This window comes from Flavobacterium sp. NRK F7 (assembly GCF_024054195.1).
Taxonomy (GTDB): domain Bacteria; phylum Bacteroidota; class Bacteroidia; order Flavobacteriales; family Flavobacteriaceae; genus Flavobacterium.
This window is the reverse complement of record NZ_JAMXLB010000001.1, coordinates 1,018,062-1,030,021: the sequence shown is the minus strand read 5'-3', so window position 1 is coordinate 1,030,021 and position 11,960 is coordinate 1,018,062. Positions and strand designations below refer to the sequence as shown.

The following is an 11,960-nucleotide window of genomic DNA, read 5'->3' as shown; positions in this document are numbered from 1 at the left end:
ATTTAAGTTAATTTGTTACAAGTTAAATTGCATTCTAGCAAATAATTGTCGACCAGAAAGCGTACTAATTTGATTCGGATTTTTAAAATTGAATAGATTATTACTCCCAATTTGCACACTCATTTTTTGTTTAAATGTCTTGGTTATAGAAAGGTTTGTTAAAAAATACTCTTTCACAAAAGCATCGTATTGATCGAGAATTTGATTGTTGTTTGAATCTACAATTCCATATTTACTTCTGTAGAAAACTCTTAAATTAAAAGTGGTTTTAAGTTTTGAAATCGTATATAATACTTTAAAATTTGCCGTGTGCTTTGAGCGATTAAAAAGACCGAAATAGTCTGTTTTTTTTAATTGAAAAGATTCCAAAGTGTTCGCATCTCTCGCAAAGACATTTCCGCTGTCTAAATCACGTAAAACCGACCTATCTTTTGCAATAAGATATTGGTAACCCAAAGAAAACTTCAAATTGGAATGAAAAGAATAATGGAAGTTATTTTCAAAACCATAGGTAAAAATTTCATCTATATTAAAATAACTGAATACATTTTGACCGTTTGTTTTCTGAGCTATTACTTTTGTATCAATTAAATTAGAAATCGCATTGTAAAACACATTGGTGTCCCATTTAAAGTCATTTTTCTCATAAAAACTGCCCAAATTAATGTTAATTGAACTTTCTGGTTTTAATTCACTTGAAAAATCAGTTCCATTTGTTCGAAATAAAATTTGTCCTTGATTGTCTAATGCATCCAACCTTTCTTCAGCCACATTATATCCAAAAACGGCATAACCAATGGCCGAATTAGTAAAATCGAAATACAATTGTCTGAAATCCGGAGCTTTATAACCATAACCAATAGACGATTTTAATGATAAATGTGTGTTTAATTTATAATTTGCTGCTATTTTAGGACTCCATTGCGATTGATACTGATTGTGGTTATCCAACCGAAATCCTGCCAAAATATTCCATTTTTTCGTAGGAGTATAATCGTATTGTAAAAAAGCATATTGTGAATTAAAGATTGCTACAGAAGCAAAATACGTTCTATCCAATGCTTCATGATTTAAACCAAGACCAGTTGTTATTTTGCTTTTTGGTAATGAAAAAGTTGTTCGTATTTCTGGTCGAAAAAGCCATTGGTTATAAAAACTGTTTTCAAAAGCAAAACCCTGAGAATCATTTAAAAATTCATCCGTTTTATAATTTGTAGCATATAATTCATACTCTGAGTCAATAAAAGCATTCCATTTATGCGATACTTTTACTTGAGTATCCCATTCCTTTATTTTAGAAAGCCCCTTAAAACTTTCCGAATCTATTGTGGCTTTATAATCTTGCTCTTGATGGTAAAATCGCGTACCTAAAACCAATTGTAACCTTTTTGAAAAATCATAATAGAATTTAGGCTGAACCGTAACATTTTGATACGGTTCCACTGTTTTTTCTGGAATAGCTTCATTTAAATCATAACCAGCAGTTGCAAAGTAATTGGTAAAAACACTACCTGAAAATGCTTTTTTCTTCCATACCAAATCAAGATTAGCATCTTGCGTTTCAAAAGTAGCATAGCGATAAGCACTGGTAGCAGATAAGACATCTTCTTTAGGTTTTTTAGTAATAATATTAATCACGCCAGCTAAAGCATCAGAACCATATAACGAGGATGAAGCTCCTTTCACAATTTCTATACTACTAATATTCCCCACACTAACGCGAGACAAATCTAACGTGCCAGCACTTCTACCTATCAAAGGCACACCATCTAACAAAATAAGAGTATAGGCTGCATCCAAACCTTGCATTTGTATCCCTTCAGTACCACCAAAATCGGGAATTGTAATTAAACCCGTTTGCTCGGCTATAATATCGCTCAAACGAGTTACACCAGCTTTTGATATGGCGTCTGCAGTAATAATAGCACTTGGCAATGGCAACGAGGACAAACTCCTTTCTGTTCTTGTAGCGGTAACGATTACTTCATCCAATACTTTTGATTGTAAAGAATCGGTTTCAATTTCTTGTGAATAAGTAACATTTACACTGATTAGGAATTGTATGAAAAAAAGAAACTTTTTCATTATTTATATTTAGACTTAATAAAATTATTATTGCAAATATATTCCTTATTTTTATTTATTCTAAATTAATTTAATATTTTTGTCAAAGAAATTTATACTAAAAACTCATAATCATGAAAAAAACAATTTGTATTTTAATTTTAAGTATTTTATACACAATAAGTTACGCGCAAGAAAAAGAAAAAGACATCGCATCGATAAAAAAAATGTGTGGTTGTTATGAAGTACAATTCAATTTTACAGAGACCTTTCAAACCGTAAAAGATTCAACACATAAACCTTCCCCAACAAAAAAGGATTACGGTTTAGAATGGGTAGAATTAGTAGAAGAAACGCCTAACAAATTAGTTTTACAACATTTGTTACTTGTAAATGATCAAATGATTATTAAACATTGGAGACAAGATTGGCTATATGAGAATACTGATTTCTATCAGTTTTACAAAGACAAAACATGGAAATATGTGGCTTTACAACCAAAAGAGGTTAAAGGACAGTGGACACAAAAAGTATATCAAGTAGATGATAGTCCCCGTTATGAAGGCACTGCGTCTTGGATACATACAGATGGCAAAGACTATTGGATGAATACAACAGACGCACCACTACCAAGAAGAGAACACACGATTCGTAAAGACTATAATGTATTAGAACGAAGAAACATTCATGAAATAACCGATTATGGTTGGTTACACGAACAAGATAATAGAAAACTCGTGCGCGATGAAAAAGGAAATGACACTGAAATTGCGCAAGAAAAAGGCTTGGATTTATATGTTAAAGTAGACAATTCGAAATGTTTAGCGGCACAAAACTGGTGGAAAGCAAACCAAAAGTTTTGGAAAAATGTAAGAGACAAATGGCAAACTGTTTTTAACAAAAAACAAAATATTCAATTAGAAAATACGGTAGACAACAAGCCTTTATTTTCACATTTATTTGATTTGGAACCAACAGCTACCAAAGAAGAAACGGATAAAATTATTGATTCATTTGTAAGATAAATAATACTATGTGCCATCATTTTAAATACCTGACCAAAAATAAAAATGGCTTTTTGATTTACTGTTATAAGTCGAAAGCGTATCAGTTATCCTATAAGAACTTAAATTTTAATCTATCAGATTATGAATTGAACTGTTTGGTTAGGTATTTAGAAGCTATCGATTGTACCTATTGGGAAAAGGAATATGAAAATTCGATTTATGAGAAAAAAATTCCTATTCCAACCTTACAAAATAATTTTATGATTCTTTTAGAACGGCATGAAGTTGCGGAATTACTATCCTTACTCGATTTCAATAGAAAATCTGGATTTCTTTCCTATAATGATATTAATTATCCCATGAATTTAAATTAAAAAAAGCGAGATTGAATCTCGCTTTTTATTTTTTATTGTTCTGGTGCAATTTCAATTTCCAAACCCTCCAAATCTTCTGTGAGGTGTATTTGACAGCCCAAGCGACTATTTTCTTTTACATGATAGGCTTCTGAAAGCATTGCCTCTTCATCGTCATTACGTTCAGTTTTCAAAACATCATTCAAAACATAACACTGACAAGAAGCGCACATGGCCATTCCGCCACAAATACCAATAGTTCCTTCTTCCGCTAATTCATAAGAACGAATTAGTTCCATAACATTCATATTCATATCGGTAGGAGCCTGTATTTCATGAAGTACTCCATTTCTATCTGTGATTTTTATGGTAATATCTGTCATTAATCTATCGATTTTACAACTGCTTTTTCAGCTTCTTTTCGTGTTCCATCAAAACCATCTACACCTGATACAGTCGTATACTTTAACACATATCTTTTTCCAGGATTTAAACGATTATACACACTTTGGCACATTAAAGTGGCTTCATGGAAACCACATAAAATCAGTTTCAACTTGCCTGGATAAGTATTGACATCACCAATGGCATAAATTCCTTCAATATTTGTTTGATAATCTAAAGCATTATTAACTTTAATGGCATTTTTTTCGATTTCCAAGCCCCAATTTGCGATAGGCCCTAATTTTGGGGTTAACCCAAATAAAGGAATAAAATAATCGGTCTCGACATGCATACGTGCGCCATTGATTTCAATATCTAAAGATTCGATACGTTCGCTTCCTTTAAAACCCACTACCTCAGCAGGAGTAATTAATTTAATTTTTCCATCTGATTTTAATTCCTGCACTTTTTCTACAGAATCTAACGCCCCTCTAAATTCATTTCTTCGGTGTACCAAAGTAACGGATTTAGCAACATTAGAAAGGAAAATGCTCCAATCTAAAGCAGAATCTCCTCCACCAGCAATTACAATGTTTTTATCACGATATTTTTCAGGATCTTTTACAAAATAATCGACACCTCGATCTTCTTGCTCATAAAACTCAATGTCTTTTAAAAGTGGTTTTCTAGGCTCAAAAGTACCTAATCCACCCGCAATTGCAATGGCTTTGGCTTTATGTTGTGTGCCTTCTTTTGTGGTAACAATAAAACTTCCGTCTTCTTGTTTTTCAATTGTTTCAGCAGTTTCACCCAAAGTAAAACCAGGTTGAAACTGTTTGATTTGCTCCATTAAATTGGTTACCAAATCCCCTGCCAACACTTCTGGATAACCTGGAATATCAAAAATTGGTTTCTTAGGATATAATTCTGCTAATTGTCCTCCTGGTTGAGGCAAAGCATCAATAATATGACATTTTAATTTAAGTAATCCTGCTTCAAAGACCGCAAAAAGTCCTGTAGGACCAGCTCCTATGATTAATATATCTGTTTCTATCATGTATTCAAAAGTTTAAAATCAAACAATAAATAAGTTCAAATTTCTATCATTTAAACTATTTATTCTATGATTTTTATCATCTAATTAAGCAATATTTTCTACTGTTTCAATTTGAGGAACATACTTTTTAATCGTAGTTTCCACACCTGCTTTCATGGTGCTAATACTTAAACTACAACTGGTACAAGCTCCTTCTAAACGAACTTTAACATGCTTATCATCAACAATATCCACTAATGAAATGTCTCCTCCATCTGAATTCAAAAAAGGGCGAATTTCATTTAATGCTTTTTCGATGTTTTCTATGATTTCTTCTTTATTCATCTTATTTTCCTTTAACAGCAGCACAACCTGCCATTGTCGTTATTTTTATTGCTTCAGTTGCTGGTAAATTTTCATTTCTGTTCACCGTTTCCTGAACCACATTTCTTGCCAATTCTTCAAAAGCTTTTTCTAAGGGTGTTGCCGTTTGTAAAGCCGCAGGACGACCATAATCTCCTGCCTCTCTAATACTTTGCACCAAAGGAATCTCACCTAAGAAAGGTACATTTAAGTCTTCTGCTAAATTTCTAGCACCTTCTTTACCAAAGATATAATATTTATTATTTGGCAACTCTTCAGGAGTAAAGTAAGACATATTTTCAATAATTCCTAAAACAGGAACATTGATGCTTTCATTGGTAAACATAGAAACACCTTTTTTAGCATCTGCAAGAGCAACAGCTTGAGGTGTACTAACGACTACTGCACCAGTAATAGGTAAGGATTGCATGATAGACAAATGAATGTCTCCTGTACCAGGTGGTAAATCGATTAACATAAAATCGATTTCTCCCCAATTGGCATCAAAAATCATTTGATTTAAAGCTTTGGCTGCCATAGGTCCTCGCCAAATAACAGCTTGATCTGGTTTCGTAAAGAAACCTATCGAAAGTAACTCCACACCGTAACTTTGTACCGGTTGCATTTTGGATTTTCCATCTACTTCTATTGAAATAGGTTTGGCACTTTCAACATCAAACATGATGGGCATCGAAGGTCCGTAAATATCAGCATCTAAAACACCTACTTTAAAACCCATATTCGCTAAGGTAACCGCTAAATTAGCTGTAATTGTAGACTTTCCTACGCCACCTTTTCCCGAAGATACCGCAATAATATTACTGATACCTGGTATGGCTTTCCCTTTTATTTCATTCGGCTGATCTTCTTTTTTAGAAGCTTCTACTTTAATGTTTACTTTTACTTTCGCTTTTTCATATACCTTATCATGAATAACCTTCATAATATCTACTTCCGCTCTTTTCTTAATATGTAATGCGGGCGTGCTTAACAATACGTCCACTACAACTTCATCTCCAAAAGTGATTACATTTTGAATGGCGCCACTTTCTACCATATTCTTACCTTCACCTGCAACCGTAATGCTTTCAAGAGCCTTTAGAATTTCTTTTCTATCTAATTTCATCTCATTAAGAGTTTATTTTTGGTATTCCAAAGCATTACTAATAAGGCTACTTTGAAACAACACTTCATTATAATTATAAAAATCAAATTCTTATTAAGACTGAATTTGAATTGCAAAGATAGTCAGAAGTTTAAAAGTGTAAAAATATTACAGATTAAAGTTTTCTTATAATTGAATCAAAAAAAATTATAGAATCATTTTAACATAAAAAAATCAAAAATCAGGTTCCCAAAAATGCTTCTCAAAATCAACTATTTGATTGTCTTTGACCTTTATCCCTTCATTTTCTAAAAGCTGTTGCATTAAATTGGTTCCTTCAAAATGATGTTTTCCAGAAAGTAATCCTTTTCTATTGACCACTCTATGAGCAGGAACATCTTCCATATTGTGACTTGCATTCATTGCCCAACCCACCATTCTTGCTGATCGAGTGGCTCCAAGTGCTTTTGCAATGGCACCATAGGAAGTAACTTTCCCTTCAGGAATTAAACGCACAATTTCATATACGCGTTCAAAAAAATTATCGGTATGGGTTTCTTTTTTACTCAATTTTAAGAAGCAACTAATTTATATAAAGAAGAAATTGCTACGATGCCTGTTATGGCAGCAATTATAAAATTAATGTTTTTTATTAAAAACCCAACTTTATCTTCTATTTTTCTAAAAACAGCTGCATAAATATAAAAAACCAATAACGTTCCTAATCCAGCACCAATCACAAAACAGAAATTCGCAAGAGGAGAAAAATCAAAAATATTTTTAGAAGACAAGGTTAAACTAGCAAAAACATAATACGGAATGGCAAACATGTTAAAAGAAGACAGTACTACACCATATAAAAACCTATTTTTTTTACTCTTTATGGTTACTTCTTCTTTAGGCGGTTTTGGTTTTTTTAAGCCATTATAAATAAAAACAACGGTTAAAATAATAAAAATAAATACCGCAAACTTTTTAAGATTCTCACTTACTACGGGGTGGCTTTCTAAAAATTTTGCAAAATACAAGCCCACAAAACATTGTATCATTACAATAAATGCAGCACCATATCCAAATAAGAGCCCTGCTTTTTTGGTTTCATTTACACTAAGCTTTGCAACCATCATGTTCAACATTCCAGGTGGAATAATTCCAATGAAAGCAATAAAAAAGCCTAATAATAAAGAGATTAAATATTCCATTTATGGTTTAATCTTAAATTGAATATAGGTAATGGGTTTGTTTTGTTCTAAATACTGACTCTCGTAGAACGTTTGAATTTTCGTAACTTCATGAGGAGCTCCTTCATTCTTGTATACATTATGATTGGCATACAACACTTCATGACCTTCTCCATGCAGCAATCCTAAAGTATATCCATGCATAAACTCACTATCCGTTTTAAGATGCATAATGCCATTCGGTTTTAAAATTTTTTTATATCGTTTTAAAAACTCAGAATTGGTCATTCTGTGCTTGGTACGTTTATATTTGATTTGCGGATCTGGAAAAGTAATCCAAATTTCATCCACTTCATTTTCATTAAAACAATGTTCAATTAACTCAATTTGGGTTCTTAAAAAACAAACATTATTCATTCCTGATTCTACTGCAGTCTTTGCACCTCTCCAAAAACGTGCACCCTTAATATCAATTCCAATAAAATTTTTATTCGGATATTGTTCTGCCAAACCTATAGAATATTCTCCTTTTCCACAACCTAATTCTAAAACTATCGGATTTGTATTTTTAAAAAAATCAGTATTCCATTTTCCTTTTAAAGCAAAGTTATTAGAAACAACTTCCTCCCTTGTTGGCTGAAAAACATTTGCAAAAGTTTCATTCTCTTTAAATCGCTTCAGTTTATTTTTACTTCCCACTTTATAATTTAATTTATTGGCAAAATTAATGAAATAAAGTTTTGATAATGATTGATTAACTTTAATTAAAGTTAAAATTTCTTTTTTTGTAGGATATAATCTGTATTGAAACAAAAAGCAATCCACTTTTATTCAACAATATAGACACTATTTATTGTGAAAAAATGAAGAAACGAAAAGTAGAACTTGTTGTCATTTCTGATGTTCATCTTGGCACGTATGGCTGTCATGCAAAAGAACTATTGGAATATTTAGGCTCCATTAAACCTAAGACGTTAATTTTAAATGGAGATATTATTGATATTTGGCAATTTAGAAAATCGTATTTTCCAGCAAGTCATCTTAAAGTCATCAAAAAAATCATTTCATTAAGTTCCAATGGTACAAAAGTGTATTATTTAACTGGAAATCATGATGAGTTTTTAAGAAAATTCACAGATTTACATCTAGGAAATCTTCACTTATTAAATAAACTAGTTCTTGAATTGGATGGAGAAAAAGCATGGATATTTCATGGTGATGTTTTCGACTCTTCCATTACGCATGCCAAATGGCTAGCTAAATTAGGTGGTTGGGGATACGATTTATTGATTTTAATTAATCGTTTTTTAAATTGGATCTTAGTAAAATTAAATCGTGAGCCTTATTCCCTTTCTAAAAAAATCAAGAACAATGTAAAATCGGCTGTAAAGTTTATTACTAATTTTGAAAACGTCTGTACCGAATTAGCGATTGAAAATCAATATAAATATGTAATTTGCGGTCACATTCATGAACCAAAGATTGAAACAATTGCGAATGCAAAAGGTTCCACTACCTATCTTAATTCAGGAGATTGGATAGAAAACCTGACTGCTTTAGAATACAATAAGAAAAAGTGGAAACTGTATAAATACAAACCTCAATATGAATATCTCACAGATGATGTTTATTTTGATTATGAAAATCAATTGGCCGAACAATTTATTTCGGTTTTAAAAAAATAATACAACAAATAAATGCCTAAAAGAATTCTTATCGCTCCGCTCAATTGGGGTCTCGGCCATGCAACGAGATGCATCCCTATTATCAGAGCCTTAGAAAAGAATAATTTTGAGCCCATTATTGCTTCAGATGGTGTTTCTCTTGAATTATTAAAAAAAGAGTTTCCACATTTGAACAGCATTACACTTCCTTCTTACAATATTACCTATGCTGAAAAAGGAAAGAATTTTAAATTAAAATTAATTTCCCAACTCCCTCATATTTTTAAAGCGATTAGGGACGAAAGAAAAATAACTCAAAAACTAATTGAAAAATACGATATTGAAGGCATTATCTCTGATAATCGTTTAGGTGTTTATGCTACGAAAATACCTTCTGTTTTCATTACACACCAACTGAATGTTTTAACAGGAAACACTACTTGGTTAACCACTAAATTGCATCATTATTTTATAAAAAAATTTAATGAATGTTGGGTTCCTGATAAAGAAAAAGGACCTAATTTATCTGGAGATTTAGGCCATTTAGAAGAACCTTTTAAAAACATCAAATACATTGGACCTCTAAGTCGATTGTATAAAAAAAATTCGCCAAACAAATACGATTTGATGATTATCCTTTCTGGGCCAGAGCCTCAAAGAACGTTACTGGAAGAAAAGTTAATCCTAGAATTAAAAAAGTCTAAAGACAAAATTCTTTTTATTAAAGGTATTGTTGAAGCTGAACAAAAAATAGAAGAAGTAAAAAATATTACGTACTATAATTTTATGACAAGCGAACAAATTGAAACTGCTTTTAATGAAAGTGATAAAATTTTAACGCGATCTGGATATACTACCGTAATGGATTTAGCGCAATTAGAAAAAAAAGCTTTTTTTATACCCACTCCAGGACAATATGAACAAGAATATTTAGCTAAAAAATTTAAAAAAGAAGGAATTGCGCCTAGTTGTAAGCAAGAAAGTTTTGATCTTTCTAAGCTAAACAAAATTGATTTGTATAGGGGGTTTAGCAACTATACCACAGACGTTAGCTGGAAGAAACTATTTCGTCTTTTCTAGAGTAAATGAAAATTCGGAACCAATCCCATACTGACTTTCAACATAAATTTTTTCTTTATGCCCTTCGATAATATGTTTTACAATTGCTAAACCTAAACCTGAACCACCTTCACTTCTAGCACCACTTTTATCAACTCTATAAAACCTTTCAAACAGCCTTGGAATATGTTGTTTTTCAATACCTTCGCCATTATCTGTAATTCGCACAATTACTTTGTTATTTACTAAATCTTCAATACTCACTTCAGTAGTTCCTCCTTGTTTTCCATACTTAATAGAGTTCATTACGAGATTAGTAACCACTTGTTGTATTTTTTCTTGATCTGCAATTACTTTAACAGGTTTGTAAAGAGCATCAAAAGTTAGCGATATATTCTTTTTAGAAGCTCGCATTTCTAATAATTCAAATACATTTTGAATTACTTCTACTATATTGAATTCTGTAAGTTCTAAATTTAAATCTCCTGTTTCTAATTTGGTAATCATATCCAAATCTTTCACAATATAAATTAACCGTTCTACACCTTTTTCGGCTCTTTGCAAATATTTTTTACGAATATTTTTATCGTCCATTGCGCCATCTAGCAACGTAAGTAAATAGCCTTGAACGGTAAAAAGAGGTGTTTTCAATTCATGAGACACATTTCCTAAAAACTCTCTTCGGTATTCTTCTCTAATTTTTAAGGTTTCAATCTCTAATTTTTTATCTCTAGCAAATTTCTGAACTTCCCTAGTTAGCGTTGCCATATCTGTAGTTACAGGCTGATTTCTAAACGAAGCATTTTCAAGAAGCGACACATCATCGTATATTTTTTTTACTCTTCTGTAGATAAAACGTTCCACGCGATATTGCAAAACAAAAAAGGAGAAGAAGAAAAGAATGATAGCAAAAAAAAGTACAAATAAAGGATTGCTTTTTAATAAAAAATGATTAAAAAGGAATAAAACTCCCGATGAGAAGAGTGTGATATAAGTCGAAGACTTAATCGCAAATTTATATGATTTTTTAAAATTAATAACCATTAAAATTCTACCTTATACCCCACACCTTTAATTGTTTTAAAAAAATCATCACCGATTTTTTCTCTTAATTTACGAATATGTACATCTATAGTCCTACCGCCTACTACTACTTCATTGCCCCAAACTTTATCCAAAATCTCTTCTCTTGTAAAGACTTTTCCAGGTTTTGTAGCTAATAAATAAAAAAGTTCAAATTCTTTTCTTGGTAAAACAATCTCTTCATCCTGACGAATAATTTTATATTCTTCCCGATTAATCTCAATATTCCCTAAACGTAAGGTATCTGTAGCATTAGAATCGTCTTTCAATCTTCTTAAAAGTGCTTTTACTTTGCTTACTAAAATCTTTGGCTTAATAGGTTTCGCAATATAATCATCCGCACCTGCATCAAAACCTGCCACTTGCGAATAATCTTCTGAACGAGCCGTTAAAAAAGTGATGATGGTATGCTCTAATTCTGGAAATTTTCGAATGTTCTCACAAGCTTCAATTCCATCCATTTCAGGCATCATGACATCCATTATAATCAAATGAGGTAATTCTTTTTTTGCCTTGGTTATAGCTTCTTTTCCATTGGTAGCTGTAACAATTTGATAGCCTTCTTGGGACAAGTTGTAACCCACTATCTCTAAGATATCTGGTTCATCATCAACTAATAATATCTTAATTTCCTTTTTTTTCATAAAAAATTTGCTTGTTT

14 protein-coding genes are annotated in these 11,960 nt (G+C 31.6%); 4 read left to right on the top strand and 10 right to left on the bottom strand.

Translation table 11 applies throughout. The features are described from left to right. Window positions 1-15: 15 nt before the first annotated feature. Window positions 16-2,085 (bottom strand): TonB-dependent siderophore receptor, encoded by a 2,070-nt coding sequence (locus NHF47_RS04380; RefSeq protein ID WP_252763791.1) that lies wholly within the window; start codon window positions 2,083-2,085, stop codon window positions 16-18. Window positions 2,086-2,198: 113 nt separating this feature from the next. Here NHF47_RS04380 and NHF47_RS04375 point away from each other — a divergent pair, with 113 nt between their 5' ends. Together NHF47_RS04375 and NHF47_RS04370 are read left to right on the top strand one after the other, a co-directional pair. Continuing rightward, window positions 2,199-3,089 carry a DUF6607 family protein gene (locus NHF47_RS04375; protein ID WP_252763790.1) on the top strand — a complete coding sequence of 297 codons (891 nt, stop codon included), beginning with the start codon at window positions 2,199-2,201 and terminating at the stop codon, window positions 3,087-3,089. Window positions 3,090-3,097: 8 nt separating this feature from the next. After that, the gene (locus tag NHF47_RS04370) at window positions 3,098-3,445 is read left to right on the top strand and encodes a DUF6686 family protein (RefSeq protein ID WP_308219256.1); all 348 of its coding nucleotides are present in this window, start codon (window positions 3,098-3,100) and stop codon (window positions 3,443-3,445) included. Between the two features lie 32 nt (window positions 3,446-3,477). Here NHF47_RS04370 and NHF47_RS04365 read toward each other — a convergent pair whose 3' ends face one another. From NHF47_RS04365 to trmB, 7 genes are all read right to left on the bottom strand, one after another. Further along, window positions 3,478-3,807: a 2Fe-2S iron-sulfur cluster-binding protein gene (locus NHF47_RS04365; RefSeq protein WP_252763788.1), complete on the bottom strand. Its 330-nt coding sequence runs from the start codon at window positions 3,805-3,807 to the stop codon at window positions 3,478-3,480. After that, window positions 3,807-4,865: an NAD(P)/FAD-dependent oxidoreductase gene (locus tag NHF47_RS04360; RefSeq protein WP_252763787.1), complete on the bottom strand. Its 1,059-nt coding sequence runs from the start codon at window positions 4,863-4,865 to the stop codon at window positions 3,807-3,809. Before NHF47_RS04360 ends, NHF47_RS04365 begins: the two co-directional genes overlap by 1 nt. Window positions 4,866-4,949: 84 nt before the next feature. Next, window positions 4,950-5,189, bottom strand: coding sequence for a NifU family protein (locus NHF47_RS04355; RefSeq protein ID WP_130733409.1), 240 nt, complete (start codon window positions 5,187-5,189; stop codon window positions 4,950-4,952). 1 nt (window position 5,190) lies between these two features. Continuing rightward, window positions 5,191-6,333: an Mrp/NBP35 family ATP-binding protein gene (locus tag NHF47_RS04350; RefSeq protein ID WP_140998434.1), complete on the bottom strand. Its 1,143-nt coding sequence runs from the start codon at window positions 6,331-6,333 to the stop codon at window positions 5,191-5,193. A gap of 213 nt (window positions 6,334-6,546) precedes the next feature. Then, window positions 6,547-6,882 carry an MGMT family protein gene (locus tag NHF47_RS04345; RefSeq protein WP_252763786.1) on the bottom strand — a complete coding sequence of 112 codons (336 nt, stop codon included), beginning with the start codon at window positions 6,880-6,882 and terminating at the stop codon, window positions 6,547-6,549. Window positions 6,883-6,884: 2 nt separating this feature from the next. Next, window positions 6,885-7,514 (bottom strand): LysE family transporter, encoded by a 630-nt coding sequence (locus NHF47_RS04340; RefSeq protein ID WP_252763785.1) that lies wholly within the window; start codon window positions 7,512-7,514, stop codon window positions 6,885-6,887. Then, window positions 7,515-8,192, bottom strand: a complete 678-nt coding sequence (gene trmB, locus NHF47_RS04335) for a tRNA (guanosine(46)-N7)-methyltransferase TrmB (RefSeq protein ID WP_252766056.1) — start codon at window positions 8,190-8,192, stop codon at window positions 7,515-7,517. Between the two features lie 164 nt (window positions 8,193-8,356). On the opposite strand from trmB, the gene NHF47_RS04330 reads away from it, so the two are divergent. Beyond that, on the top strand, window positions 8,357-9,178 hold the full coding sequence (locus NHF47_RS04330) for a UDP-2,3-diacylglucosamine diphosphatase (RefSeq protein ID WP_140998438.1): 822 nt from the start codon (window positions 8,357-8,359) through the stop codon (window positions 9,176-9,178). Between the two features lie 12 nt (window positions 9,179-9,190). Continuing rightward, window positions 9,191-10,237, top strand: a complete 1,047-nt coding sequence (locus NHF47_RS04325; RefSeq protein WP_252763784.1) for a glycosyltransferase — start codon at window positions 9,191-9,193, stop codon at window positions 10,235-10,237. Here NHF47_RS04325 and NHF47_RS04320 read toward each other — a convergent pair. Then, window positions 10,220-11,260, bottom strand: coding sequence for a cell wall metabolism sensor histidine kinase WalK (locus NHF47_RS04320; protein WP_252763783.1), 1,041 nt, complete (start codon window positions 11,258-11,260; stop codon window positions 10,220-10,222). The genes NHF47_RS04325 and NHF47_RS04320 overlap by 18 nt on opposite strands. After that, entirely contained in the window at window positions 11,260-11,943 is a 684-nt protein-coding gene (locus NHF47_RS04315) for a response regulator transcription factor (protein ID WP_140998441.1), read from the bottom strand. Before NHF47_RS04315 ends, NHF47_RS04320 begins: the two co-directional genes overlap by 1 nt. Window positions 11,944-11,960: the final 17 nt, after the last annotated feature.